Genomic DNA, 26,809 nt, shown 5'->3' on the forward strand with positions numbered 1-26,809 from the left:
CGATCACAAAGCCGCGGCGCGCCCTACGCTTCGATGCAACGCGCATCAACTCATACCAAGAGCTGAATTTTTACCAGAACCGGCAGTGTGCGAAGGTCCCGCGTGGTCCAGCACATCTGGAGGGACAAACGGGCGCCCCCCGTCGGAGACAATATATGCGCTTTTCAGGCAGAACCGTCCTCATCACCGGTGGCAGCAGCGGCATCGGAATCACGACCGCGCGCATGATCACGCGGGAAGGTGGCCGCGTCGCGATCACCGGTCGTGACCAGGGCAAGCTCGATGACGCCGCCAGGGAGATCGGCGGCGACACGGTCGCGATGCGTGTCGACATGCTCGACCCTTCATCCATCGAACGCATGGCGGCAACGATTGAAGATCGTTTCGGCTCACTCGACGCGGTGTTCGCCAACGCAGGCATCTCGGGCCCGACCCCGCTCGGCACCACCACGGCCGAGGCGATCGATCTGATCCTCCGCACCAACGTCACCGGTGTGTTCCTGACGGTGCAATCCGTCCTCCCCATGATGCGCGAGGGTGGTGCCGTGATTCTCAACGGATCGGTGATGCGTCAGTTGGGCAATCCCGGCGGGTCCGCCTATGCGGCTACGAAGGGCGCGGTCACGGCGATGGCGAAGGTGTTCGCGTCCGAACTCGCGCCACGAGGCATTCGTGTGAACACGGTGATCCCGGGTGCGACGCGGACGCCGATCTGGACGACCGGCGCGCGGGCGAACATTCCAATCGAGGAGACGCTTCGCTCCATCAATCTCAGCATTCCGATCGGTCGGATTGCCGAGCCCGAGGAGATCGCCGAGGCCGTCATGTTCCTGGCGTCCGATGCGTCCCGGGGGATGACGGCCGCAGAGATCGTCGTCGACGGCGGAACGACCGGCGCTCCGTATGGCGCACCCGCCTACCGGAAGTGAGCGGCGCAGGGACCTGCGGATGCGGGTCGACGCGCTAGATGCACTAGGGCGACGACCTGGTACGCCATGGACCCGTAGCTTCCGGCTCCACCCACCAGATCTTCACCCTGTCATCCGCCGGTTTGTAGAGTTTGTCAGTCGGTTTGATATCGAAGGCCCGGTACCAGGCATCCATGTTACGAACGATGCCGTTGACGCGGAACTTCTCCGGGCTGGGGAAGTCCGAGACCACCTTCTTGCGGGCGGCCACCTCTCGGGTCTTCACCCGCCAGATCTGCGCCCAGCTCAGAAAGAAGCGTTGATCCCCCGTGGTGCCATCGATCACCGGAGCGGCACGGCAACCCAGGCTTGCGTGATAGGCGTCGAGGCTCAGGGCTAGGCCACCCGCATCGGCGATGTTCTCCCCAACGTCGCCTTTCCCTGCACGTTCAGGCCGGTGCGACCTCGTAGGTGTCGAACTGATCGGCGAGCTTGGCGGCCCGCGACTGGAACTGAGCATCGTCCTTTGCGGTCCACCAGTCGCGCATCAGCCCGCTGGCGTCTGCGTTCGGGCCCTGGTCGTCGAAGCCGTGCGTCATCTCGTGACCGATCACGGCGCCGGTGCCGCGCTGGAGATCCGATGCGAGATCTGGCGAAAGGCGCGCCGTCGCGGGATCAGACCTAAAGATAGGTTGTTTGGAGGCCCGCTCAGGACGAACTCCTTGGTTGGTTCGGCGGCGTGGCCGGTCCGACCTACGGTGCGGAGCTGCGATCGTTCCCCATACTGCCCGGACGTTAAGGATATCCGGGACGTCAAGGAGATACCGACGTCATGAGTGCGTCCGCCGATACTACCGCTCTGCTGCTCCTGGATCCCTACAACGACTTCATGAGCGAGGGCGGCGAGCTTTATGGCTGGCTGAAGGACGTGGCCGATGCGGTCGACTGCTGGGGCAACCAGCGCAAGGTGCTGGCGGCGGTCCGGGCAGTTGGCATCCAGGTGTTCGTCGTTCCGCACCACCGCTGGCGCGAGGGGGACTGTGCCAACTGGAAGGCAATGAACCCCTCGCAGATCATCAGCGACGACATGCAGGTGTTCGCCGCCGGAACCTGGGGTGGCGAGTGGCATCCGGAATTAGCGCCGAAGCCGGGCGACGTCGTCATCACCGAGCACTGGTCGCAGTCGAGTTTCGCCAACACCGATCTCGACGCTCAGCTGAAACAGCACGGCATCCAGAAGATCGGGTCGTCGGCATGATCGCAACACATGTATCGAGAGCACGAGCCGGTTCGGCATGGAGCTTGGGCATGGCGCGGCGCGGCGCGGCGCTGAGTTAATTTCCGGTCCTATGCGTCCGGGAAGCCCCGACCTCCTCGACCCGGCTAGCACGGTCCATCGTACGCGAGGCGTCAGGACGCTCGGCAGCGTTCGGAGACATCCGCCGGAGGAATGCCGAGTGCTTGGATGTGCGTGATGCGGACGTCTGCGCCCCGGCGGTTCCGCGAACGGCATTGTGCATTCGTCCGGGCGGGCCCACCTCGAAACATCAGCGTTCCAGGAGAGTCGCACGCCCGTGAAGGTGGTTGCATTGGTTTCGGTGAAGCCCGGTCAGGACGAGGCGTTCGTCGAAGCGGCGAGGATCTGCGTCGCCGCTTCGCGGGCTGAGCCCGGCGTGATCCATTACGAGCTGTGGCAGGAGGCCGAAGGCGAACGGAGGTTCGTGTTCAACGAACTCTACGTGGATGACGCGGCGGTGGCGAGCCACATAGCCTCGGATCACTTCAAGGCCTTCGGCCTCGCGGTCCGCGATCTGGCATCGGCTAGGCCGACGATCATACCGACCAAGCCGGTCGACATCGGATAGGCGGACGTCGCCGGCCGGCGACGGAGATGGGGGTTGGCCCGGAACAGGATCGTGGACACGTTGGGCCAGCGGCTCGCATGGCTCATCATGAGTGGTGGGCCGGCGGCGTGGCCATGGAGCCGCGCGGCTACCGATCATCCGAAGTCGCTGGTCGCCAGATGGGTATGCCTCTCCTCCCAGTCGAGCAGATCGGACAGGCGGTACCTCACGCTGCCGAACTTGACCCTCTGTATGTAAGGCGGGGAGTCGATCCCCGAGGACCGACGCTTCTCGAGAAAGCCGGGTGCCCGCTTGATGAAGTCGTTCGCCTCGGCGGAGGTGAGCAGCCGTTCGCCCCCCTGACCTCCGCGTCTGTCGGCGGAGGCCGGCGCGATGCTGGCCGGCGGGATCGGTCGCTCGCTGATGGACGTCCCACGGATCATTTACGCGCCTCTCTAAAAGTTGACCAATCAAGCAACTTTAATTCTGTTGCCATCTGTTTCCTTATGCGTCAAGCGAAAGTGCCTGATCGGTCAACTTCGGAGGGTGTGTGCCGGAATTCCTGTTTTCGCGTGCGACGGCGTTCAACATGCTGTCGTTTGCGTTCGACATTCCGCAGGACGGGTTGAAGGCGATGACCCCGCGCGTACGGGTGCTTTCGACGCTTGGCGTTCCGAGCAAGCCGCGAAGCGATCCGAACGTCCACTTCAAGTACGGTCTTAGGGAAGTCTCGGAGCTCGCCGTCGCGTTCGCTCTCATGGACGCGCATATGCCGCCGACACTGGCGGCCCGCTATGTCACCGAGGCGTGGGACCAGTTTAGGGTGTTCACGCTCGAAGGGATTAGAAACGGCCTCCCGGACCACATCGCGGGCGAGTATGAGCAGTCGAGCAAGGCTGGGCCGATCGCCGTGGTGGCAGGGAATGCGATCTCCTCGCTGGGCGTCCGGGCGGTTCGGGACAGCAGTTCGGCCCTGAATCTCGCTCCGGTGCTCCTCTTCGCCGATGCTGTCGGTGCGGCTGAAGCGATGACCGCGCCATCGTCGATCGTCCTGAACGCCAGGTCGTTTATGACCAAGATCATCGGTGCTGTCCTGACGTTCACCCCGGAGGACGAGGAGCTGCGAGCCTCTCTGGACCGTCTTTGCGGCATCGGTTGAGTGTTCCAGAATGCTCACGCGGAATCGGGCATGGTGTCTGCAATGAAGTCGGTACCTAGGTTGTTCGTAGAGAAGTCGACGCCCAGTCCCCGACTGACTTGCATGTGGCAGAAACACATGAAGAATCGAAGGGACCTCCCGCCTGCGCAATGCGATCTGCAGGATTGATGCGGCTACGCCGAAGCGGCGTAATGATCATATCTGTACCTATACTTCTTCATACTGGTCACGAGCCGCTTGCGCGCGGGCTGATTCCGTAACAGACTGACGCTCTGATCTGTGCATTCGGGGGGGATGACGTGATGATCCGGCTTTTGATGGTGGCGTCTGGCACCCTGATGCTTTCGAGTTGCGCGTTTCCGACCCAGGTCCAGCGGTTCGGCGTCGAATACAACGAGGCCCTTGCCTCCATGGCGAACGAACAGGCTCTCCTCAACATACTGCGTGCCAGCAGGGGGATGCCGACGCATTTCACGTCGGTTAGCAGGTTCACGGGAACGCTGTCCTTGAAGGCCACGGGCAGCGCCAACGGGCAGTTCCGTGGCTCAGGGCTGACGCGGACCGCAACGAACGGCGGCAGCCTTTCGACCGCGACCACCGTCGGCACGAGCGTCGCCCCCGTCGGCACGACGGCGAGCAACAGCGTGGTGTCGACGCCGGGTTCGTCGAGTTCGATCGTCGAGGCGGTCGCTGAGGGCGTGGACCTCTACACGCCGCAGGTCGGGGGGGAGCTCAACTCGGGAACGGCCTTCGACGTGCAGGTCTTCGACCAGCAGAAGTTCTACCAGGGCATCCTGAGCGGGGTGAAGTTCTCCACGGTTGAGATGCTGATGAACCAGGGGTTCGAAGCCGACCTGATCGCCAACCTGCTGATCGCCCGCGTCGACTTCTATGAGAAGGATGCCGCGACGAAGGGCAAGATCGGAGACGCCGTCGCGAGCTATCGGAATGACGCGAGCGACCGGGTCCGCTTCCAGAACCTCGTCGACTGCAACGCGCTCGACGTCGCGGAGACCCGGTCGCCGGACACGAAGATCGCGCCGGTGTCGCGCCTCGAGTTGAACAAGGACGCAGCCAGGGGTCGCGTCTCGCTCGCTGACCTCGCGCTCTTCGACGGCGGCAAGTTCGGCCTTTCGGGGGGCCAGGGCATCAGCCCGGACGGCTCGACCGATTCGAAGGTGTTCGTCGTCAAGCCAGGCACGACGAGTCGGATTCCGCGCCTGATCGGGCGTAGCTGCCCAACTCCTAGCGCTCCAAGAACTCCCGGTGGGATCGCCTTCGAGGGCGTGTATCTCAACAACGAAAAGGCATACGTCGGCAAGCCGGACGCTCACGGCGTGATGGCTGCGGTTCCGACGGACGTGATCATGGAGATCACGTTCCGGTCGCCGGAGGCGGTGATCCGGGCCGTTGGCGACATCGTTCGACTCAGGCCCCCTGTTGCTTCCTCGACGGTCTCCCCGCGGCTTCCGCGCCTGGCCGTGTGCTCCGATGGCGGCACTCTCTGCAAAGCCGTGGCTAAGCACTACGAGCCGGTGTTCGAAATAGAGGCGGTGCGCGATCGCGCGGCGCTGCTGAGCACCCGGTTCATGAACACCGACTACAGCGTTCCAGCCCGCAGCTTCCGGTCGATGCAGGTGATCTCGATCATCGAGCAGCTGATCAACCTGCAGAAGGAATCGTCCGAAAACGCACTCAGCATCCCCGTGCGCGCAGTTCCGTGAAGCCCTTTCCGATTGGAGCGACCGATGACCCAGGATGTATCCACGATTGATGTCGAGACGCTGAAGACCAAGGAGCTGCATGACCTCATGCTGGCCATGCCGGTGATGGACGACCAGTGCCGGTTCTACGGCGGCTACGTCCTCAAGGGCCACAAGGCGCGGTTCCCGGATGGTACGATGCACACGTGCATCGACACGGAGACCTGGGACCCAGCGGAGTAGGAAGCGCCTCGGGCGCGGCGATACCCACGCGGCGCACGCGGTCCAGCCTCCAAGCGCCGGCAGCACGAGCACAGGTCCCGTGCTGAGTAGGGCGCTACGTTCCCACGGCCACGAGTGTACGTGATGCCATCGTCGGCACACCGACCGCCGATATCCCGTAGAGGCTTGCCTGCGGTGGAACGTCTGGCACGATTATGGAAACGGCACTGCGTGCTTCTTCATGATCTTCTCCAGTCGCTTCTCCCACTTGGTCAGCGCCTGCCGCTTCTCCTTTGCGTACTGATACAGCCAGTACGTACCGGCGACGCCGTCCAGCGTGCCCGACACGTGGTTAAGGAGAGCCTCCGCATGGGCGATCGGGATGCTCATCTCGCCGCACATCGTCGATAGGGTGCGGCGCGTGTCGTGCCGCACCCACGGCGCGAACGGCCCATGGCTACGCCAGCTGTTCTCGCCGAGGGCGGCGGCGATCAGCCCGTCGATCTCCGCCTTCGACTTGCTGAACCCGGACACGGCGGTCCTCCCATTGGATGTGAGGAGCAGTCCTGACCTGAGCTCGGGGTTCGGCTCGATGGTCGTGAGCAGCCGCTCGAAGACCGGAAGGATCGGTACCAGGTGATCGCGCTTGTTCTTCGTCCTCGCACCCGGGATGATCCACTCCTTGCGCTCCAGATCGATCTCCTCCCAACGGATGCCGCTCACCTCTCGCAGCCGCAGGCCTGTGAGGATGAGGATCCGCATGTGCATGGCGAACTGCCAGGCGAGCTGCGGAAGCACCGACCAGAGAAGCGCGATCTCCCACTCGGCGAAGGTTCGCGTGCGCTTGCCCTCCTTGAAGGGCCGCTTGAGCCCCAGCATCGGTGACGACTCCAGACCGTCATGCTCGATGCCCCACATGAGCGCGGCGTTCAGCCACTTGTGCGCCTTGTTGGCGGCCGACTTGCTGCGCAGTCCGATCTGCGAGCGCAGGTCCTTGCAATCCTGCTTGGTGATCTGACGGACTGACTTGCCCTTGAAGAAGGGTCGCAGGTCCCGATCGAATGTGCCTTGGATGTCGGAGAGGCTCCGCAACTCGTTCGCCTTCACGTGCTCCTCGATGTAGCGGTCGGCGAACGCGTCGAACTCATAGTGGCGCTCCTCCAGCGCGGCCTGTTCCGCCGCCACCTCCGCAGTGCGCCTCTGCGCGATGGGATCGATGCCGCGATGGACGAGGTCGAGTAGCGAGCGGGCCTCTTCGCGCGCCGCGTCGGGCGACCAGGGCGAGCCGTACTTGCCGATGGTGTATGTCTGCGTCTTGGCGCCCTTCGCCTTCATGCGGTACTGCACCACGAAGACGACTGTGCGGTTCGGATTGACGCGGATGCCGAAGCCCTTGAGCTGCTTGTCCCACTGGACGCGCCGGCCCTCCTCGCTAGAGGGGAAGGTGATCTTGTTGACGAACCCCTTGTTGATCGTGACGGTCTTGTCGACCTCGGGCTCGTGGGTCTCGGGTGCTGGCAATGGCTTCGTCCTGGCAATCATCTGGCAAGCAGCTGAATGGAAATCAGCGGCAAGCCAGGGAAACAGAACGTCCATCTAAATGACGGTTTTCCGCGGGAAAACCCAGCCACGGTAACACACGGTAAGGGACAGAAACCGCAATCCGATTATTGGTAAGGCTGAGGTCGTGAGTTCAATCCTCACCGGCAGCACCATTTTCTCCGTTGTTTCAGTTCGTGGGCGATCCCACCCCTCAGGGGGCGTGGCGCCGTAGCGCGGGCATCACGGCGCATCACCAAACTAGCAATGGTAAGGCGTCAGCTATGTGACTGCGCGGCCGATGGTTACGTCGAGTTGCCCACAGAATGCCTCGTATCGATCGTTGGGCGGGACCGACCATTGCGTGTCGCGCATTGCGCCTCTTGTCCCGATCTGAACGGTCGAAAATCTCCCGCTTTCCTAAGGCGTGAGATAGGTCATGCGCAGCCCCGCCAAGCCCCGGGCCACACACCGTAAAACATTGGAGAGCACCGCTCCCGCAGATCGCTAGGCAACATGGCTAGAGACTGACCAGGGCTCGACCGAGATCCCGCGCCGAGGCCTTGGCTACCGCGTCCGCCGCACGCTACGGGTCCGCGGGCGACCACATCCTCTGCGGCAATCGCAATGTCGACAATGCCGGCTATCCCGCGGCCGGCGTTGTGAGCGGCAGTCGCCAGGTTTGTCGTTAGCGCAGCACGGGTGCCGGCACCGCCCCTTCGCCCAAGTCATCGAGTCTCTGGCCGCCCACCGATCAATTCGGCGACAGAGTTCGACTGATGCCCCGGCCGCGATCCCGGAACGCGCGTGAATTGCATTCGTACCAACCCACGCGCGACCGGCCGCCGGCCATTTCGCGCGACTGGACTGGCCTGCGAGACGGTGGCTTCGGCATCACAGTCCGCGACCTATCATGACCCAATACGCTCTGGTGCGCTACTTGGCCAACTACAGGTATAATACTTGGAAAATGGTGCCGCTTACAGGACTCGAACCTGTGACCCCCGCATTACGAACGAAGCCGTTAGCCCGGTATTCCAACGTTTTTGCTCGGGAAACAATTGAGGCCCACAGCTTCTAGCCCGCAGAATTCCGTAATCGAAAGCGGACTGCACCGGAACCGTACCGGAGCTGAAAATCATCGACATAGAGCCCTCGGGCTCATCGCAACAGCACTCGCCCGGACGCATCAGCGCCGGCCAAATGCTTGCCATCGACTTCCTTCGGGAGCCGACAAGATGTCGAATTCACTGCCATTCGTGACGTCCGCCCGCGCATACTCCGGCGCGGGCAATATCGCCCGCTCATTTAGCGAGATCACAACGGGAGTCCGCGAACGCGCGCGATCGAACTCGCATGTTCGCCGTCACAGTAAGAACGCTGGTGGTGCCGAGGTTTCTCTCTGGCGCACGCACAACACATTTCCAAAGACCGAGCATAACGCGCGTATGCGCGCGGCAGAGGCGTTCGAGCATGAGACCAAGCTACCGGGCAAGCGCAACGGTGCCCTAGGCGGGATCGGCCTCGATGTCCTGCGCTGCCTTCTTCGGCTGCGAGGCCGTAAGGACGGCCGGCTCGATCCGACTTATCAGTGGATAGCCGACAAGATTCATAGATCGCGTAGTGCCGTCGTCGAAGCCGTCGCGCGCTTGAAGGCGTGCGGCTTCCTCGACTGGATCCGGCGATGCGTGCCGATCGAGGGCGCCCAGCCCGACGAGCAGCAGAGCGAGCAGATCTCCAACGCCTTTATCCTGTTACAACCCCCAACGGCGCGTGAGTGCGTGCGTCGTATGCTTCGCAAGCCAAGCGAGTTTGTCCGCGCGATTGCTGAGAAGCTGGCACGCCGGAAGAAGCTGGACGCCGCAACGGTTGATGACGTGATTGCCGAGGTCCAGAGTCCCGAGCTGCGCGCCATCCTCGCCCGCGTCCGTGCTTCTGTAGATAGTGCGAATCCGCCGAGCGGTCACACAGAGGCCCTGTAAGATTTAATGATAAGAGGAACGCCTATGGCGTGAGCATATTGAAGCTCCATCAAGCCCTCACAGGCCCTGAACCCAACAGGTTAATCATCCGGCGACCGCGGGTGAGCGCTCCGGCTTGCGCCGTCCCGTGCATCCTGGGAAGGATAAGTGGATCCCTTTACTCAGCGCATTTGGTTCTGATGGAAGAGATGTTGGCCCTGCCTGGCCAACACGACCCTGACGCTGGCGGCTGCATGGCTGACGATGGCAATCGACGCGATACCTACTGGGCGCGGTCACGGGTAGGACCGACGATCGTTTCGATTTCGTTGCTAACTGGTTGGGTTGGCCACTTGCGGGTTCCCGGATCGCCGGCCTGAGCGTCCGGCAAAGAGAGGATTGCAGACGGTCCGCTTTGGGCGATGCAGACGTCGATAGCCGACACTGCGCGGCGTTGCGTCGTTGTCGAAAAGGATCGAATTTCGAGAAAGCTTGCGCTTAACGGCAGGTGGTTTCACTTCGCAGTCGGTCGAGTATATTTGTGCTTATGCAAAGCCAAATGACATACTGCAAATCCTGGTTTCGGGCCCGAAAGCAGCCTACGGAAATTTGGCCAGAGGAATATGCGCGGTCAGCACACCTAAATAAAAAACTCTATGGTGTTATAGTGGGTCCTGTAGATCGCCCATTTTGCTTTCTAGAAATAAATAAAGGTTTTGTAGGCGTCGGATTCCTTGACATCCTGTCTCGAGAATATCTTTATTACGCTTTTAAGGAGGTCAGATTTGGGACGTTATTTCTTAGTATGACTACTTACCGGGAGCACGACGGAGCTACCGATAAGGTTGAGAATGGTACAACCTATCTTTTTCAGGAAAACGGTACAGTCGAAATCGAGAAACAGTTTTTCAATCCGTTAGTGACTCAAAATTCGAGATCGTCTCACGACGTAGCAAAGAACTACGATGTTTGGCCTGAATTTGGTCAATACGATCATCTTATCAAATTAGAGCGCGGTTAGTCGAAATTCATAAATCGATTAATGCCGTCAACGAACACCGAACTGGCTTGTAGCACCAAAAGCCCCACGGCGTAGCCGGCGCGGATCCCTCGTACCCGTCGAGATCGATTTTCGGAAATGACCGGGTCGGGAAGGAAAGCGGAACGACAGCTTTCGGGAACGTGCTGGCGATCGCCGACATTCCGTGGCGCCGCCTCCTTTTGCAGGAGGATCTATCGTTACATTCACACGCTCGGCGGCCTGCTACGATCAAACTCCATTTGGAAGGTTCCGTCAGAACTCAAAACATAGGTGCAATGATGCCAGTCTTCCTGACGTTCTTTAAGCATGTCACGCCTTAGGGCGGATAGAGCATCATTGACGGATCGGTCCATGGATCTCTCACCTTCCACCCCCTCAACAAGCTTACCGTTGCGCACGACATCGTAACGCCTCTGTATCCAATCGTCATGAACTTCTGCTACAACCCAAACTTCGGACACAGAATTCTCTAGCATTGGGGCAATTGCGAGAGCGATACTCTCCAGCTGACGGCTACTTTCCATTTCTGCATTTACCTCCAATGCCAGACTATATCAGCACAATCGCTTTCGCGATCAATTTTTGCGTGCTCGGCAGTGGCAGCAACTGGACAACTTTACCGATCCAGGGCGCCCCGATTGCAACCTATGTCTGGAAAGTGCCCCGGAATCGCAATGAACAAATGGCTACTCCCGGGGCCCCGAATTACTAACCCAAGCGTCCGGGTGTGGGCGGTAGCCGTCCGCAGGCGCATCTTCCCTCCTGTACCGGAACGGAAACGTTCAGGATAAATTAGGGCGTCCCGTCACCGGAACGCCCCTTTTAGATGCAAACTTAAGGACGTCGGCGGTTACGCCATCGCCACCTTAGTGCGCGTCGAGGTATGTCCGCCTGAACGATACAGCATATCGGCGGCATCTTCTGCGCTGATGCCCGCTGCACTTGTATCAACAGACACGAACACACCACCTTCGTTAATGCGCCCCTCGTAGTAGCTGGCATCAACGCGGCTAACGCCGTGATCGGTCATCACCTTCTCGAGGCCACCCACAGCGCCGCCAAGAGCCGCGCCGGTAACTGCAGCAGCCGGGATAGCGGCCGAGGCGATTGCCCCCGCGGCAACCAACGGACCGACCCCGGGGATAGCAAGGGCAGCAATACCCAAGAGAGTGCCAATGCCAGCACCAGCCGCGACCTTGCCGACAAACTCCTGCGTGTCGTTGCCGCTGCCGTCGGTAGCCGTGTTCTTCCCATCATGTTGAGCTACGACAGAAATGGCGCTGTCATTGACACCTGCGGCGCGAAGCTCGGATACAGCGCGCTCTGCTTCGGTATGATTATCGAAAACGGCAGATACTAGGTTCGTGCTCATTATGATTCCTGTCGATGTCTTGGGTTGCAGATGCCCCTAGAAGCGGTGTCGAAAGATGATCGTTCCGTATATTGAGGGTTAGCGGTGCGGTAACCTTGAATAGTTTTGCGCGGTCAGGCTTCGTCCGTAGAGATCGGCTTGCGGGCGGCCGTCTGTACCGGCTTTGCCGATGACATCGCGACCAGGTGGCGACTGTCTGGACGTCAAACATGAACATCGGCCGCGACGAACTAGGAGTTGTTTTTTGACTTTCGCCATTGTCGCAATGCTCCGTCGTATGCCTGACGCGCCCCTATGACGGCAGCTTCTGCCGCCCCCACCTCGCCGTGCTGCCGCGTTTCGAGATTGCGCCGCTCCCGCGCCAGTTTCGCCTCCCGACTCGCCAACGCCTTCATCCTGCCGGCGTAGTCGGCCGTCACTGTTTCCAGCGCAGTCTCCGCCGCCTCGAGCTTGGCGCTGCTAGGCTTCGGCTTCGGTGCCGGCTTTGGTTTCCGTGGCTGCTCGGACGCTTCGGTGTGATCCGAGCCACCTCGATGTGTTGTTCTCGGTTCGGGGGCCGGCATGGCCTTGATCTGCTCGGCAGTCGTGCCCCGGGAAAGCTTCACGACCACGCCTGGCGACGCCAATGGCTCTGCGGTCAGTGCCGGGTCTGTGACGAGCTCTGCGATTCCTCGCGCGAATAGGTCCCGCTCGCTGCCCCAAGCCTCCAAAGCAGCTTTCTGACTGGGGGCAGCGACATACGCGTCGTTGAAGCCTGCAACCGTCCGATAAACTTTTAGCTTTTGCGCACGTGCCATAACGATCGATACCGCGGTGTTATTAAGAGGGGAAGTTAGCGGCACTCACCCATGCGATACTGACGCAGTATCGATCCCAACGAACCGCCGCCCCGGACGCGATCGCAGCACACGACAACGACCTTCCGTCCGGCAGCGTGCACCGGGCCACAACGCGGCTGTAGCTCTTACCGGTCGCCTCACATGTCAACGTTCTGCGGAGGACCAGACGTTCGATGATCTGCTGGCTTCGCTGCGCCGCCGTGTTGTTACAGCGATAGTTTACCCGCCTCGGGTCTGCCGCGCGACGAGGCGATGCGCTTTCGAAGTCGGGCGCCTGGACGCCGGCAATCCGGACCTTGACGCCGTTCGAGCACCATATCGGTCCGTCGCCGTCATGTACGCGCGTGACCGTGCAAGAGGACGTCGACGCTGGTGCAAGCGCGATCATCGAACCACTCGGATCAGTGCTTCGTCCGACCGGCATCTGCTACAGCGTTCAGGCAGTCAGCTGAAACCTCCCACTGTCGGTACTGCTACGGCTGCCCTGGTGGCGTCTTCTGCATACCGGACGCGACGAACTGGCACGCACCCAGCTGCCCATGATCAGCCATCAGCGCGAAAGCCTGCTGCCAAGCGTCCTGCATCAAGCGGACAACCAGTCGGACTCGGCATCGTCGACCGCGGCGAACATATCCCCTTCGGCCTGCATGGCGCTGAGATGCTTACGCACCGCTTCCGGATTCCCGTTGCGGGGAAAGCGGCGATCGGCAACGGCTCCGGCCGCGAGCTGACCGACCAGATCGCTTCGGTCTTTTTGCGTGATAAGCCACTGGCCGAACGCGGGCTTGGGCTCCTGCTGGTCGTCGTCGTAGTCGGCCATCATCCTGTCCTTCGTATCGTCGGCCTGCTCATCGCATCAGATTGATGTTCCCGCAATGTTCTTGCGAATCAATCTGGATCAGGCCTAGCTAGGGACACGCCACGACCGGCGACTCGATACTGACGGAGCAACGAAATGGAGCACGATCTGCGGCTGAGAGCAGCTGCCCGCGTGATATACGACAACGTCTATCCACCTGCTGCCACGGTGCAATTCAGCTTCGACGAGGCCGAGCGGTTCGGGACCGTAGAGTACCGCCAAGCCGTTGGTGCAGCCCAGGATGCCCAGTCGGTTCTAGCCGCCCAGCATGATCAGCTCTTCTTCGCGGCGATCCTTTAGACCGTGTCTGCGACAAATCGAGATCGCTCGGTAGTCGTCCCGCTGAACCGCCCTAACGATGCGCTACGGCTTCACGACGTCGCGTTCGAACTGGTGCCGTGCGAGGTGCCCTTCTTCCTCGTCCATACGCAGGCCGGGTTTCCCTCGCCTGCGCAGGACGACATGCAGGAACCGATCGATCTGGGGGCTTGGCTCGTCGAGCATCCAGCCGCGAGTTACATCATGCGGGTCGATGGCCAATCAATGTCTGGCGCCGGGATCAACGATGGTGATCTGATCGTCGTCAACCGCGCCAAGAAGCCGAAGACCGGCGCGATCGTCGTGGCGCTAGTGCATGGTGATCGGACGTTGAAGCGGCTGCGCTATATCGATGGCCGACACTGGCTCGTCCCCGAGGCCGAAGGGTTTTCCGACATCCTCGTGGACGAACATGTTGAGATCTGGGGTACGGTCGTCGGCGTTGCGCGCAAAATGGCATGAACACGCCGATCGCCCTCATCGACTGCAACAACTACTACGTATCCTGCGAACGCGCCTTCGACGCCAGTCTTGTAGGCGTGCCGGTCATCGTCCTTTCGAATAATGACGGCTGTGCGATCGCACGATCCGCGGAAGCCAAGGCGCTCGGGATCAAGATGGGCGATCCGATCCACCACCTGCGCGACAAGGTGAAACAGCACGGCATCCAGGTGCGGTCGTCGAACTATGCGCTGTACGGCGATATGCAGCGCCGGGTGATCGCCGCCTGCGAGTCCTTCGCCCGCGACTTCGAGATCTACTCGATCGACGAGACGTTCCTGGATCTTGCCGGTTTCGAAGGGCGCGATCTCGTCGTCCACGCCAATGCGATGCGTGCCCAGGTCCAACTATGGACGACGATCCCCACCTGCGTCGGCATCGCCGACACCAAGACGCTGGCGAAGCTCGCGAATGCTGTGGCTAAGAAGGACCCGCAGTTCGCTGGCGTGGCCGATCTCCGGGACGACGACGTACGGCGCGATGTCATGCACGCCTTCGCGGTCGGAGACGTGTGGGGCGTGGGCGGTGCGACGGCACACAAGCTGACTGCTCTCGGTATACACACCGCTGGGGCGCTTCGTGACATGCCGATTAAGCAGGCGCGTGCCGTCGGTACCGTCGTGCTCGAGCGTCTGGTTGCCGAACTGCGCGGCGTCCCGTCCAACGCGGTCGAGGCAGTCGAGCCGCGCCGGAAGGGCATGGCCGTCACCCGATCGTTCGGTACGCCGATCTGCGACTTCGAGCAGATGATGGGAGCGCTGTCGCAATACGCGCTGCGGGCTGGCGAGAAGCTGCGATCACACGGGTTGGTTGCGGCCCGCCTAACGGCGTTCTTCCACACGAACAAGCACAAGCCCGACCGGCCCCAGTACGGTGCATCGCGCATGGTGACGTTGCATCCGATGACGAACGACAGCCTTGAGCTGATCGCGGCGGCCAGGCGCGGCGCCGAGAAAGCATGGCGCGATGGCTACGCCTATACGAAGGCCGGCATCATGCTCGACGATCTTCTTTCAGAGGATGAACGGCCGCGAACGCTGTTTGAGGAGGACACGTTAAAGCGTGACCGGCTGATGAGCGCGCTCGATGCGATCAACGGCAGATTTGGCACTTGGACGGCAGTGACTGCGTCGCAGGGGTTTAAGCGCGAGTGGAAAATGCGATCGGAGATGCGATCGCCGGCGTGGACAACCGACATCGCACAGGTGCCAACAGTCCGGGCATGAAGCCGTTTCTTGCCGTCGAACGAACGGCTGGTTTGGGAAGGTTAGCGGACGGTCCGCTTTTTACGGTCGCGGTGTTCCCGGAATGCGGTCCACACGAGCAATACGGCAAGGATGAGTATGGCTCTCGTAGGAAGATGACTGACGGCGGGGTTTAAGTCGCTGTTGATCCAGTCGAATGCGAACTGTCCGACCAGTACCGGCAATCCGACCTTGAGGATGAGGTATAGGACGCGGCGCTGCATCTGCTCATCGTATACAAGCCCCGAATGTCTGCAAGTGGGCGTTCAGGGCAGTGCGGCGGTAGTACGCGCAAGGCCAACCGAACGGCTGAGCTATCCCCGCGCACGGTGCCAGCCGCTTCCGTCGCTTCACGAGCGACGTCGACAGCGAACTTTACGAGCGTTCTTTCTCGAGGATCTAGTGGCATTCCATACTCGAAAGCACGAGCAGGGGGCGGCTCGCAGAATATAAAGTAGGGCGCGGGAAAACCCTAACCTGCCTAACATCGGCGGATTTCTGCGGTTTTTGGCCTAACCTTTACCCTAACATTACTATAATCAGATTATGACCAATGACCGAGATAATCCCGGTTAGGAAAATCGTTTATTTTCAATGGCATTAGGTTTTCGGGATGAAAAGGTTAGGTCAGGTAAGGGTCCGACCCTGATTAATATATCGTGCTATCGTAAACACTTATGCGAGATATGCCGGATAGATTAGGGAGATTAGGGTTTTCCCGCGCGGCAGGCTGGCCTGATGGGAAAGCGTGGTCGCAAAACGCCACAGCTCAGACCGATTCTAGCGCGATTTTGCGACTAAAAAGGCGGCAGCGCGGGCGTGTCCACGCCATGTCGAATATCTGCATCTAGGTGCAGCAATCTGCATCCAACCGCCACGCTCGAAAGTGCCCACAAAAGCTAGGTTTTCGCCGGGCTGCACCAGATCCGCGAACTGCATCCTAAGCCACCTAAAAAGCGCGCGGGCGAGGCGGGGGTTCTTGCGCGGTATTTGGGGTTGTGGCGCCCTAGGCGGGCTCGACCGAGCCGCTCCCGCTTAAGTAGCGAGTCGATCGGCGCAATATGACCTGTGAGGTGGGCAGCGAGACCATACGAGTTAGTCACCTTCAGGTCTTAGCAGCAGCCCGCGGTCGCTTCTTGATCGCGAGAGCTACCGACCCAATGTCAGCCGTTCAACGGCCAGCAGTCGCTCTTCAGGACCAGACGTTCGTTCATGTTGGCTGAAGAGATCCCGAGGCTGGGTCCCAACAACTTGCCCCACGACGAAACTCACGTAAGCTCTGACCTCTCGCCGTGTTGGCACCGCCTACCAAACCCTGGCGCTAAACGGCTTGGCGATAGCGACAAAGGAATTCGAATGCTCGCCGGTGTCTGTCTGTTTGCTCTGCTTCTCACCACCACCGCCTACGCTCAGACGCCCGGCGACAGCGCCTACCATCGCGCACCCGACGCAATCGCCAAGGCGCTGGAAACACCGCCCACCCCCGGCGTCGCGGTCAGCCCCGATCACCGCACGCTCGCTATCCTGGGACGCGAGAATTTGCCGTCGATCGCCAATCTGTCGAAACCGATCCTTCGGCTGGGTGGCTACCGCATCGATCCCGCCACCAACGGCCAGGCCGAGGTGCGCGTGCAATGGCTGAACGCGCTCAGTTTCAAGGACGTGGAGTCCGGGCGGACCGTTGCGGTCACGCTGCCCGCCGGCCTGCGCTTCGCCGCGCCCGATTGGTCGCCCGACGGCACGCGGCTCGCCTTCTACGCGCAAGAGGCCGACGGCCTGTCACTATGGATCGCCGAGCGCGACGGCAGCGCCCGCGCGGTCGCCCGCGGGCTGAACGGCACGTTCGGCTCGCCCTTTGCCTGGATGCCGGATGGCAAGGCGCTGATCGCCTATACCGTACCCGCCGGTCGCGGCGCGGCGCCCGTCGCGAGCAGCACCCCGACCGGCCCCGTCGTACAGGAAAGCGCCGGGCGCACATCGGCGGCGCGGACCTATGAGGACCTGCTCGGCGATGCGCATGACGAGGCGCTGTTCGACCATTATTTCACCGGCCAGCTGGTCCGGGTCGATCTCGCCGGCGCTACGACGCCGATCGGAACGCCGGGCCTGGTCACCGATTTCAGTGTCTCCCCGGACGGTCGCTATCTGCTGACCGAGCGGCTCAAGCGGCCTTATTCCTATCTGCTGCCCGCCCGCTTCTTCCCGACCCAGATCGCCGTCTCGACGATCGACGGCCAGCCGGTGAAGACCCTGGTCGATCGCCCGCTCGCCGACGATTTGCCGGTCGATTTCGACGCCACCGTCAAGGGGCCGCGCGAGGCGGTTTGGCGGTCGGATGCGCCGGCGACGCTGGTCTGGGCAGAAGCGCTGGACGGCGGCAATCCGCGCGCCAAGATCGCGTTCCACGACAAGGTGATGATGCAGGCGGCGCCGTTCGCTACGGCACCGGTGGAACTGGCGCAGACCCCGGCCCGCTATGCAGAGACCCTTTGGGGAGATGATGGCTTCGCGATGGTCATCGATCGCGAATGGCGTACGCGCACTGAGCATCGCCTGGCCGTTGCGCCATCACGACCGGGCCAGACGCGGACGGTATCGACGCTCAACTATCAGGATCAATATGGCGATCCCGGCGAACCGCTCGTCGAAGAAAATGCCGCCGGCAAGCCGGTGATGCGCTTCACGCCCGCGCATGACGGCGTGTACGTCACCGGCGACGGCGCGACCACGGCGGGGGCGTTCCCCTTCCTGGCGACGATGCCGCTTGCCGGGGGCGAACAGACGCGACTCTGGACCGCCAAGGCGCCCTATTACGAAACGGTCGTCGCCTTGCTCGACGAGCGCGGGCAGCACATCCTGACGCGGCGCGAGAGCGCGAAGCTTGCGCCCAATTACATGATCCGCGGCGCGAAGGGCGGCAGCGCCAAGGCGGTCACCGCCTTCGCCGATCCCGCTCCGGTCTTCGCCGGCGTCACGCAGCGCACCATCACCTATCCCCGCGCCGACGGACTGCGGCTGTCGGGCTCGCTGTATCTGCCCGCCGGCTACGACGCGAAACGCGACGGGCCGTTGCCGACGCTGCTTTGGGCGTATCCGGCGGAGTTCACCGACGCGAAGGTCGCCGGCCAGACGGTCGATCAGGGCAACCGGTTCGTTCGCCCGCGCGGCATCAGCCACCTGTTCCTGCTGACGCAGGGCTATGCGGTTCTCGACAACCCGTCGATGCCGATCATCGGCGAGGGCGGCGCGGAGGCCAACGACACCTACGTCAAGCAGTTGCAGCAGGATGCGCAGGCCGCGGTCGATGCGGTGGTCAAACTGGGCGTCGGCGACCGCGCCCGCATGGCGGTCGGCGGGCACAGCTACGGCGCGTTCATGACCGCCAATCTACTCGCGCACACCGACCTGTTCCGCGCCGGCATCGCGCGGTCGGGCGCGTACAACCGCACGCTGACGCCGTTCGGCTTCCAGGCCGAGCAGCGTACCTATTGGCAGGCTACGCCGACCTACACCGAGATGAGCCCGTTCACCTATGCCGACCGGATAAAGGCGCCGATCCTGCTGATCCATGGCGGCGCGGACGACAATAGCGGTACCTTCCCGATCCAGTCGGAGCGCATGTACGCGGCACTGAAGGGCAACGGCGCGACAGTCCGCTACGTCGTCCTGCCCAACGAACCGCACGGCTATCGCGCGCTGGAATCGACCGAGGAGACGTTGTGGCAGATGACCGACTGGCTCGACCGCTACGTCAAGCCGAAACAGACCGGATCGACGGTGGCGGCGGTAGCCGCGGAAAAGTGATCGATGCACCGGTGACGGTCCGGAAGTAGGCAGGCAATTTGACCCAGTTGCGGCCATTCGCGACCCCTTTTCGTGTTTCCAATTTTGGCCATTCGTTCATTTCGATCTCACGGCCCTTTTCGGTGCCCTAGACGACTCGCTTAAACGGCTCCAGGTGGAAGAAACGGCCAGTCCGATCTAGGAACGGCGCAAGGCCCGACCGGACCTCAAACCCGTCGCCGTTCGAGTTCCTCTCGCAGCGCCTCAACCAAGGCTGCTGCCGGCATCGCACGGGATAGCGGCGCACCTTGACCTGCCCATTGTGCCCCGAACCCATATTCTCCCCCAGCTTTGGCGGCCGCGTGCAGCGCCTTTCCTGCATCATAGGCGATGGGATAATCGGGCGGTCGGCGCTCACTAACCAACTCGCTCAAAGCTGTGAACCGGTTGGCCAGCGCACGCGCGGGCCGGCCAGAAATAAGCGACGTGAGGACGGTGTGGTAAGCGCCCGCACCGGTGAGGGCCGTCCGGTATGCATCGTCTGCGGCCGACTCCGGGCAGGCGATGAAGGCTGTTCCCAATTGTGCTGCCGACGCGCCGAGGTCGAGCATCGCGGCGATGCCGGCGCCGTCCATTATTCCGCCGGCTGCAATAACTGGTAGGTTGTTCTTGCGCACCAGGAGCCGGGTCAGCGCGAACACGCCGAGCGCGTCATCGGGCGCGGTGGGGTCGAAGACACCCCGATGCCCGCCAGCCTCAATCCCTTGCGCGACGACCGCGTCGATCCCAGCCGCCTCGATCGTGTGTGCTTCGTCGAGGCTGGTTGCGGTCGCCATGAGGTAGATACCACGTGTCCGCAACGCCGAGATCACGTCGGCGGACGGCAACCCGAAGTGGAAGCTGACCACTGGCGGCGCGAGGTCCAGCAGTACCGCCAGCATGTCGGGATCATCTGCGAAGCTCTTGTAGATGGTCTTGAGCGCTCTCGGGGGTTCTGCGCCGTACGCGGCGAACAGCGGGGCAAGCCAATCCAGCCACTGCGCTTCCCGGGAAAGATCGGCCTTTGGGCCAGCGTGGACGAAGAGGTTGACGTTGAACGCGCGGGTCGTGCGGCTGCGCACATCCTCGATCATGGCTCGTGCGCCGGCCGCGTCGGTCGCGCCCACTCCGATCGACCCCAAGGCTCCCGCCTCGGATACCGCTGCCGCCAGCAAAGGTGTGGCGACGCCCGCCATCGGCGCTTGAATCAAGGGCACCGAGAGCTCAAACAGATTGATGAGAGACATACCCACGCAGGATCCGATCGTGAACGATTGTCCGTGTATGACGACGCCAGCGCATTAAGTTAATGGCGCCAGGTGCGCTGAGGCGTATCCCTGCGTTTAAATCACTACGACCCAGACCCGGACATTCGCCACACGTGTCTCACTTGCCGATTTCGGTCATTCGTTCATTCAAACAACGTACGTTGAGTATGTTAATCTCATCGTACATGTACGATTTTCCTGACTCCGCCTGGCGTGGCGCAGTCAATAGGGCGATTCGAGCCCGCTCAGGATCATCTCGGCAAACACCTTGCCGATCTCGTCCGCGGATGCCCCACGATCCGGCTTGTACCAGCGGTGCGACCAGTTGAGCATGCCGAGGATCCCGTACGCGACGATCCGCGGCACGCCGACCCGGCGAAAGCTCTTATCCGCATAGCCCTGCTCGACGATGTCGATCACCGACTGCTCGATGTTGCGATTGAGGTGCCGCATGTGTTCGGACCAGCTCGATCGGGTGTCGCTGACGTGCGTCAGGTCCTCACGGATATAAATATATAGCAGCGGATAATTTGAACCGTAGGAGTTCATCAGCGCGGTGATCAGTTCGCGCAGCTTGCGCGCCGGACTGATCGGACTGTCGGCGATTCGGCGCGCCAGTTTGTCGTTGCTTTCCAGGACCGTGCGGACGATCTCGTCGAACATCTGTTCCTTCGACGAGAAATAATAATATAGCGTCGCGCGATCGACGCCAAGCTCGGCCGCGACCGCGCTGACGCTCGCGGCGCTGTAGCCGAGCCGGTGGAAGACGCGGATCGCCGCCTCGGAGATCTCCTGACGGCGGTTTTGATAGGATTCGCGCGGCTCCTTGCCCGCGGCGGATCGTCGCTTGCCGATCAACGATGGTTGCTTTGCCACTCTGATGCCCTTCGATACGAGATGCCGGACTAAGGGCTCGCGTCGCGCTTGGCGAGGGCGCGCGGGCCTTACCCCCTCGGTGCGCCGGCGACATAGAGCACCTGCCCCGTTACGAAGCCGGACCGTTCGTCGGCGAAGAACGCGACCGCTTGCGCGATGTCGTCGGGCACGCCGGGGCGCCCGACATGGATCCCGGTCATCATCTCGGTCACCATATCCTCGAACGGCATGTTCATGCGTGCGGCAACCGCGCGCGTCATGTCGGTAACGACGAAACCGGGGGCGACCGCGTTGGCGGTGATGCCGTGACGGCCGAGTTCGATCGCCAATGTCCGCGTGATGCCCTGAACCCCGGCCTTTGCGGCCGCATAGTTCGCCTCGCCGATCACGCCGAGCGCGGCGATGCTCGACATATTGACGATCCGGCCCCAGCGCGCGGCGCGCATATACGGCTGCACCGCGCGGCACATCAGAAAGACCGAGCGGAGGTTTACCGCCATCACGACCTCCCAATCGTCCAGCGCCATCTTCGCCAGCGTCCGATCGCGGAGGATGCCGGCGTTGTTGACGAGGATTGTGGGCGCACCGAGTTTCTCGACGACGCGCGCAACTCCAGCGACGACCGCATCCTCGTTCGATACGTCGACGGCGACCGCCAGCGCGCGGTGTCCGGTCGCCTCAATCCGGCCGACCGTCTCGGCGCAGGCGTCGGCGTCCAGATCGAACACCGCAACGTCGTGGCCATCTGCCGCAAGGCGCGTGGCGATCGCCGCGCCGATGCCCCGCGCGCCGCCGGTGACGATCGCGATCTTACGGTCGGGGGCAGTGAAGATCGTCGTCATGGCAGCTCCAGGATATGCAGGGCCTGTTCGGTCAGCAGGAATTTGCGCGCCCGGCCGGACGCAGTGGTCGGTATGGCTGCCGCATCGACGAGCAGGATGTGTCGTGGTACCTTGTAGCGCGCGAGACGGTTGGCGATCAGGCGCTGCAACTCGGATCGGTCGAGCGTCGCGCCCGGCCGCGCGACGACGAACGCCACGCCCACTTCGCCCATCCGTTCGTCGGGGATCGGCACGACATGCGCCTGCGCCACGTCGGCATGCGTCGTCAGCAGATCCTCGATCTCGGTCGGCAGGACCTGTTCGCCGCCGCAGCGGTAGGACTCTTTGGTGCGGCCCAGCAGCGTGATGTAGCCGTCGTCGTCGATCCGGCCCAGATCGCCGGTGCGCAACCAACCCTCGGCATCGAAGGCCGCCGCCGTCGCCTCGGGCTTGTTGTAATAGCCGGGCGTCACGCCGTAGCCCTTGGCGACGAGTTCGCCGGTCTCGCCATTGTCCAGGAACGTACCCGTGCCGGGATCGACGACGCGGTAGGTGACGAGCCGCCCGCCGTCCTTCGGATCGCCGGCGACGCCGACGTCACGCTGGCGGCCGTTGGTGGTCAGCAACCGCTCGACCGGATCGTCGGGACGGGTGACCGTGGTCGATGCGGTCGTCTCGGTCATGCCGTAGCCGGTGGTGATCTCGTCCACCCCCAGCACCTCGCGGATCCCCTGCCAGACGCGTTCGGGTGCGCGTCCGCCCGATGCCAGCACCGAATGCCATCGCGACAGGTCGTACGTCCCTGCCCCCGCCGCATCGAGCACCGCGAGCGACATTGCCGGGATCAACAAGGCATCGCTGGCATGATGCCGGGCGATCGCCTCCAGCGTCGCCGCGGCGTCGAAGCGCAACTGCGGTATGATCGCGCCACCGACGAACGGCACGGCGAGCAGTCCTTCGACATAGCCGAACACATGATACATCGGCAGCGAGAATAGGATGCGGCGGTCATCCTCGAACGCACGCGCATAGGCGCTGCCATACGCGGTACGCATTAGCATGTCGTGCGTCAGCAGCACGCCCTTTGGCGGTCCGGTCGTGCCCGAGGTGTAGATGATGTCGCAAACGGCGAGCGGATCGACCTGCATATCCGCCCAGGCGTCGTCGGTCTCAAGCGACGAGAACGTCCGTGCGGAGTTACGATCCGGCGCCTCCCCGGTCGGCAGCACCACGACGTGGCGTAGGTTCGGCAAGCCATCGCCTCCGCCCGCGTCCTCCCATCCCGGCGCGATCTGGTCGAGCATGTCGAGGTAATCGACGCCGCGAAACTGGTCCATCGTGACGAGCAGCACCGCATTCGATTGATCGAGCAGATAGCGGAGTTCGTCGCGGCGATTGAGGATGTTGATCGGCACGCAGACCGCGCCGATCCGCGACACCGCATATCTGATCGCGACGAATTCGGGATAATTGGCGAGTACCAGCGCGACCTTCTCGCCGGGCGTAACGCCGAGCGCGACCAGCCCGGCCGCGAGCCGCTTCGACCAAGCGGCGATCTCGGCATAGGTCCAGCTTTGGTCGTCGGTGATCACGAACGGGCGATCCGGCGTAACGCGAACTGCATCGTCGAGCACCGCGTGCAGCGTCCGGGGCTTCCAGACAGGCATCGCGGCCCGCAACGCCCGCTGCCGATCGGCGACCGAACCCATCATCTCCTGCGTCCCTCGCCATTGCCGGTCCGGATACGGCGCGACGCCATACCGGCCGGAGGTCAATCCTTGGTCGACCCGAGCCGACGACCGCAATCTAATCTCGCGCAAACGCGATCGTCAATGTAGTCGTGGAAAATCGATCAGGTTCGCGGGACGAATGCGATGGAACCAAGTGGCTATAATATTCCACACAACCGTTGACGAGCATGGAGAAATGAGGGATTACCGGCGCACAGGAGAGGTCCATGACGACGTTCGTTGACGCATTGGTGGTCGGTGCCGGGTTCGGCGGATTGCGCACGTTGCATACGCTGCGCTCTCAGGGGTTCTCGGTTGCCGTCCTCGAAGCGGGCGACGATATCGGCGGAGTCTGGCAGTTCAATCAATATCCCGGCGCGCGCTGCGACGTCGAAAGCTATGATTACTCCTACCGCTTTTCGCCCGAACTCGAACAGGAATGGCGCTGGAGCGAACGCTACGCGACGCAGCCGGAGATCCTGCGATACATCAACCACGTCGCCGATCGCTTCGACCTGCGTCGCGATATCGAACTCCGCACCAGCATGGAACGCGCAACGTTCGACGAAGCGACCGCACGCTGGATCGTCGAGGCGAGCGACGGGCGACGCTGGAATGCCGAAAAGCTGATCCTCGCGGTGGGACAATTGTCGACGCCCAAGGATACGCGGTATCCTGGTCAGGACGACTTTACCGGGCGCGTCATCTCCAGCGCGCGCTGGCCGAAGGACAAGGTCGATTTCGCCGGCAAGCGCGTCGCGATCATCGGCACGGGATCATCGGGTGTTCAGATGACGCCGGTGATCGCCAGCGACGCAGCACACCTCACCGTCTTCCAGCGCACTGCGAATTACTCGATCCCCGCCGCCAATGCACCGGTCACCGATGCCGAGGACCGGGCGGTGAAGGCTGGCTATCCCGCACGACGCGAGGCGGCGCGCAATTCGCCGAGTGGTCTCGGCTTCGTGCCCGACAACCGCGCGGCGATCGACGTGCCGGAAGCGGAGCGTAACGCCGCGTTCGAGACCGCGTGGAACCGGCTAGGCTTCGGCTTTGCACTGACGTTCAAGGATATCCTGCTCGACCAGCAATCGAACGATACCGCGTCGGCGTTCATCCGCGGCAAGATCGCGGAACAGGTCGATGATCCAGACCTGCGCGCAAAGCTCACGCCAGGCGACTTCCCGTTCGGAACGCGCCGCCCTTCGGTCGACAGCGGATATTTCACGGCGTTCAACCGGCCCAATGTTTCGCTCGTCGACATCAGCGAAACCCCGATCGAGCGCTTGACCGAGCACGGCATCCGAACCAGAGATGCCGAATATCCGTTCGACATCGTCATCTACGCGACCGGGTTCGACGCATTTACCGGATCGCTGCTGAAGCCGGAGATCGTCGGTCGCGGCGGGTGCACGTTGCGTGAGAAATGGTCGGCGGGGCCGGTCAGCTTTCTCGGGATCGGGGTGCACGGCTTCCCCAACATGTTCGTGATCGTCGGACCGGGCAGCCCGTCATTGCTGAGCAACGTATTGCTGTCGACCGAGGAGCAGGTCGACTGGCTAGTCGCGTTGTTCGACCATTGTCGGCGTGACGGAATAAACGAGATCGAGGCGACCGAGCAGGCCGAACGCGACTGGGTCGCGCATGTGAACAAGCGGGCGCAGGAAACCCTCTACCCGAAGACGCCGTCCTATTATCTGGGCGCCGAAATGCCGGGTAAGCCGCGCGTCTTCATGCCGTATTCCGGGGGCGTCCGCGGGTATCGCCGCATCCTGGAGAAGACCGCGGCCAAGGGGTATGAAGGGCTGACGCTGCGCACGGTCGGCCAGCACGCCGATGTCTGACGACGCCCCCGATCCGGCCTTCGACGCACTACTCGCGGACCCGCGAATGGCGTTGCGCCGGCCACCGCCGCATGTGTCCCTCACCGGTCTACGCCGGGCCGCGAACGCGTTCCAGGCGAGCGCTCCGAAGCCCTTCATAGCGTCGACGGTCGATCACGTCGTCCCCGGGCCGGGTGGACCGATCCCGGTGCGGGTCTATCGCCCGACGCTTGATCGAACCGCAGCAATCCTGTTCTGCCACGGCGGCGGCTTCATCTTTGGCAACCTCGACACGCACGATTCAATCTGCCGGACACTCGCCTATGCGAGCGGCCGGACGGTCGTCGCGGTCGATTATCGGCTGGCCCCCGAACACCACTTCCCCGCTGCACTCGACGACGCGCAGGCAGCACTCGAATGGCTTCGAGCAGAGGCTCGGCTGCTCGACCTCTATTCCGATCGCATCGCCGTTGCTGGCGACAGTGCGGGCGGCCATATCGCACTCGGCCTCGCGCTGCGCTGCCGCGATGAGGGTGTCCCGCTCGACCATATCGGCCTGATCTACCCGCTGCTCGATCCTGCGAGCGACAGCGCTTCGGCGGTGCAGTTCGCGCAAGGCTATATGCTGACGGCCTCGTTCCTCGAATGGGCGTGGGACGCGTATCGCGGCGACGGCGGGGCGGATCCGTCATTCGATCTAACGCGCGCCGATTTGCAGCGGCTGCCGGCGACGACGATCGTCACCGCACAGTTCGACCCGCTACGCGACGAGGGCGAAGCGCTCGCCCGGCGATTGGGTGACGCGGAGGTCGACGTCGCGCTGCGTAGGTATCCGGGTATGATCCATGGTTTTGCCGGTCTGCCGCAACTGACGCCCGTTGCCAACGAAGCGATCGCGTTTGCTGCGGCACGGATCGCCGCGTCCCAGATCGGCGGCCCCAAGATCAGCGCCTCCTAG

General features: G+C 62.5%; 25 protein-coding genes. 13 read left to right on the plus strand and 12 right to left on the minus strand.

The features are described 5' to 3' along the window. The first annotated feature begins 155 nt into the window (after positions 1-155). Positions 156-929 carry an SDR family NAD(P)-dependent oxidoreductase gene (locus O6W96_RS14005; RefSeq protein ID WP_353470149.1) on the plus strand — a complete coding sequence of 258 codons (774 nt, stop codon included), beginning with the start codon at positions 156-158 and terminating at the stop codon, positions 927-929. Positions 930-972: 43 nt separating this feature from the next. Here the strand turns inward: O6W96_RS14005 and O6W96_RS14010 are convergent, their stop codons facing one another. Beyond that, a complete protein-coding gene (locus O6W96_RS14010; protein WP_353470150.1) occupies positions 973-1,428 on the minus strand; it encodes a M13-type metalloendopeptidase in 456 nt (151 codons plus the stop codon). Continuing rightward, entirely contained in the window at positions 1,358-1,522 is a 165-nt protein-coding gene (locus O6W96_RS14015; RefSeq protein ID WP_353470151.1) for a M13-type metalloendopeptidase, read from the minus strand. The genes O6W96_RS14010 and O6W96_RS14015 overlap by 71 nt, the downstream gene beginning before the upstream one ends. A 218-nt stretch (positions 1,523-1,740) precedes the next feature. On the opposite strand from O6W96_RS14015, the gene O6W96_RS14020 reads away from it, so the two are divergent. Beyond that, the gene (locus tag O6W96_RS14020) at positions 1,741-2,166 is read left to right on the plus strand and encodes a cysteine hydrolase family protein (protein WP_353470152.1); all 426 of its coding nucleotides are present in this window, start codon (positions 1,741-1,743) and stop codon (positions 2,164-2,166) included. A 316-nt stretch (positions 2,167-2,482) separates the two neighbouring features. Then, positions 2,483-2,773, plus strand: coding sequence for a putative quinol monooxygenase (locus tag O6W96_RS14025; RefSeq protein ID WP_353470153.1), 291 nt, complete (start codon positions 2,483-2,485; stop codon positions 2,771-2,773). Between the two features lie 134 nt (positions 2,774-2,907). Here O6W96_RS14025 and O6W96_RS14030 read toward each other — a convergent pair whose 3' ends face one another. Then, positions 2,908-3,195 (minus strand): hypothetical protein, encoded by a 288-nt coding sequence (locus O6W96_RS14030; protein ID WP_353470154.1) that lies wholly within the window; start codon positions 3,193-3,195, stop codon positions 2,908-2,910. 107 nt (positions 3,196-3,302) lie between these two features. Here O6W96_RS14030 and O6W96_RS14035 point away from each other — a divergent pair, with 107 nt between their 5' ends. Further along, the gene (locus O6W96_RS14035; protein ID WP_353470155.1) at positions 3,303-3,911 is read left to right on the plus strand and encodes a hypothetical protein; all 609 of its coding nucleotides are present in this window, start codon (positions 3,303-3,305) and stop codon (positions 3,909-3,911) included. 226 nt (positions 3,912-4,137) lie between these two features. Here O6W96_RS14035 and O6W96_RS14040 read toward each other — a convergent pair whose 3' ends face one another. Then, the gene (locus O6W96_RS14040; RefSeq protein ID WP_353470156.1) at positions 4,138-4,551 is read right to left on the minus strand and encodes a hypothetical protein; all 414 of its coding nucleotides are present in this window, start codon (positions 4,549-4,551) and stop codon (positions 4,138-4,140) included. 58 nt (positions 4,552-4,609) lie between these two features. On the opposite strand from O6W96_RS14040, the gene O6W96_RS14045 reads away from it, so the two are divergent. Together O6W96_RS14045 and O6W96_RS14050 are read left to right on the plus strand one after the other, a co-directional pair. Beyond that, positions 4,610-5,635, plus strand: a complete 1,026-nt coding sequence (locus tag O6W96_RS14045) for a hypothetical protein (RefSeq protein ID WP_353470157.1) — start codon at positions 4,610-4,612, stop codon at positions 5,633-5,635. 24 nt (positions 5,636-5,659) lie between these two features. Next, positions 5,660-5,857 carry a hypothetical protein gene (locus tag O6W96_RS14050; RefSeq protein WP_353470158.1) on the plus strand — a complete coding sequence of 66 codons (198 nt, stop codon included), beginning with the start codon at positions 5,660-5,662 and terminating at the stop codon, positions 5,855-5,857. A 192-nt stretch (positions 5,858-6,049) separates the two neighbouring features. Here the strand turns inward: O6W96_RS14050 and O6W96_RS14055 are convergent, their stop codons facing one another. Further along, positions 6,050-7,357 (minus strand): tyrosine-type recombinase/integrase, encoded by a 1,308-nt coding sequence (locus tag O6W96_RS14055; protein WP_353470159.1) that lies wholly within the window; start codon positions 7,355-7,357, stop codon positions 6,050-6,052. A gap of 1,256 nt (positions 7,358-8,613) precedes the next feature. Between O6W96_RS14055 and O6W96_RS14060 the strand changes: the two genes are divergently transcribed. Continuing rightward, on the plus strand, positions 8,614-9,357 hold the full coding sequence (locus O6W96_RS14060) for a hypothetical protein (protein ID WP_353470160.1): 744 nt from the start codon (positions 8,614-8,616) through the stop codon (positions 9,355-9,357). Between the two features lie 1,871 nt (positions 9,358-11,228). Here the strand turns inward: O6W96_RS14060 and O6W96_RS14065 are convergent. The 3 genes from O6W96_RS14065 to O6W96_RS14075 all read right to left on the minus strand — a co-directional run bounded on the left by O6W96_RS14065 (position 11,229) and on the right by O6W96_RS14075 (position 13,409). Beyond that, positions 11,229-11,750: a hypothetical protein gene (locus tag O6W96_RS14065; RefSeq protein ID WP_353470161.1), complete on the minus strand. Its 522-nt coding sequence runs from the start codon at positions 11,748-11,750 to the stop codon at positions 11,229-11,231. Between the two features lie 230 nt (positions 11,751-11,980). Beyond that, positions 11,981-12,547: a hypothetical protein gene (locus O6W96_RS14070; RefSeq protein WP_187502673.1), complete on the minus strand. Its 567-nt coding sequence runs from the start codon at positions 12,545-12,547 to the stop codon at positions 11,981-11,983. Positions 12,548-13,172: 625 nt separating this feature from the next. After that, positions 13,173-13,409 carry a YozE family protein gene (locus tag O6W96_RS14075; protein WP_187502589.1) on the minus strand — a complete coding sequence of 79 codons (237 nt, stop codon included), beginning with the start codon at positions 13,407-13,409 and terminating at the stop codon, positions 13,173-13,175. 135 nt (positions 13,410-13,544) lie between these two features. Here O6W96_RS14075 and O6W96_RS14080 point away from each other — a divergent pair, with 135 nt between their 5' ends. The 4 genes from O6W96_RS14080 to O6W96_RS14095 all read left to right on the plus strand — a co-directional run bounded on the left by O6W96_RS14080 (position 13,545) and on the right by O6W96_RS14095 (position 19,315). Then, on the plus strand, positions 13,545-13,748 hold the full coding sequence (locus tag O6W96_RS14080; RefSeq protein WP_187502590.1) for a hypothetical protein: 204 nt from the start codon (positions 13,545-13,547) through the stop codon (positions 13,746-13,748). 3 nt (positions 13,749-13,751) lie between these two features. Continuing rightward, entirely contained in the window at positions 13,752-14,228 is a 477-nt protein-coding gene (locus O6W96_RS14085; RefSeq protein ID WP_214654922.1) for a LexA family protein, read from the plus strand. Then, positions 14,225-15,493, plus strand: coding sequence for a Y-family DNA polymerase (locus O6W96_RS14090; protein ID WP_187502591.1), 1,269 nt, complete (start codon positions 14,225-14,227; stop codon positions 15,491-15,493). Before O6W96_RS14085 ends, O6W96_RS14090 begins: the two co-directional genes overlap by 4 nt. A 1,374-nt stretch (positions 15,494-16,867) precedes the next feature. Next, positions 16,868-19,315, plus strand: coding sequence for an alpha/beta hydrolase family protein (locus O6W96_RS14095; RefSeq protein ID WP_353470162.1), 2,448 nt, complete (start codon positions 16,868-16,870; stop codon positions 19,313-19,315). A 206-nt stretch (positions 19,316-19,521) separates the two neighbouring features. Here O6W96_RS14095 and O6W96_RS14100 read toward each other — a convergent pair whose 3' ends face one another. The 4 genes from O6W96_RS14100 to O6W96_RS14115 form a co-directional block, all read right to left on the minus strand. After that, complete coding sequence (locus O6W96_RS14100; RefSeq protein WP_353470163.1) at positions 19,522-20,580, minus strand: NAD(P)H-dependent flavin oxidoreductase; 1,059 nt, start codon at positions 20,578-20,580, stop codon at positions 19,522-19,524. A gap of 243 nt (positions 20,581-20,823) precedes the next feature. Further along, the gene (locus tag O6W96_RS14105) at positions 20,824-21,477 is read right to left on the minus strand and encodes a TetR/AcrR family transcriptional regulator (RefSeq protein WP_353470164.1); all 654 of its coding nucleotides are present in this window, start codon (positions 21,475-21,477) and stop codon (positions 20,824-20,826) included. 68 nt (positions 21,478-21,545) lie between these two features. Continuing rightward, on the minus strand, positions 21,546-22,319 hold the full coding sequence (fabG, locus tag O6W96_RS14110) for a 3-oxoacyl-ACP reductase FabG (protein WP_353470165.1): 774 nt from the start codon (positions 22,317-22,319) through the stop codon (positions 21,546-21,548). Continuing rightward, complete coding sequence (locus O6W96_RS14115; protein ID WP_353470166.1) at positions 22,316-24,010, minus strand: AMP-binding protein; 1,695 nt, start codon at positions 24,008-24,010, stop codon at positions 22,316-22,318. Before O6W96_RS14115 ends, fabG begins: the two co-directional genes overlap by 4 nt. A 245-nt stretch (positions 24,011-24,255) precedes the next feature. On the opposite strand from O6W96_RS14115, the gene O6W96_RS14120 reads away from it, so the two are divergent. Together O6W96_RS14120 and O6W96_RS14125 are read left to right on the plus strand one after the other, a co-directional pair. Beyond that, positions 24,256-25,872 carry a flavin-containing monooxygenase gene (locus O6W96_RS14120; RefSeq protein WP_353470167.1) on the plus strand — a complete coding sequence of 539 codons (1,617 nt, stop codon included), beginning with the start codon at positions 24,256-24,258 and terminating at the stop codon, positions 25,870-25,872. Next, positions 25,865-26,809 (plus strand): alpha/beta hydrolase, encoded by a 945-nt coding sequence (locus O6W96_RS14125; RefSeq protein WP_353470168.1) that lies wholly within the window; start codon positions 25,865-25,867, stop codon positions 26,807-26,809. Before O6W96_RS14120 ends, O6W96_RS14125 begins: the two co-directional genes overlap by 8 nt.

Source organism: Sphingomonas faeni, from assembly GCF_040407495.1.
In the GTDB taxonomy this organism is placed as follows: Bacteria; Pseudomonadota; Alphaproteobacteria; order Sphingomonadales; family Sphingomonadaceae; genus Sphingomonas; species Sphingomonas faeni_D.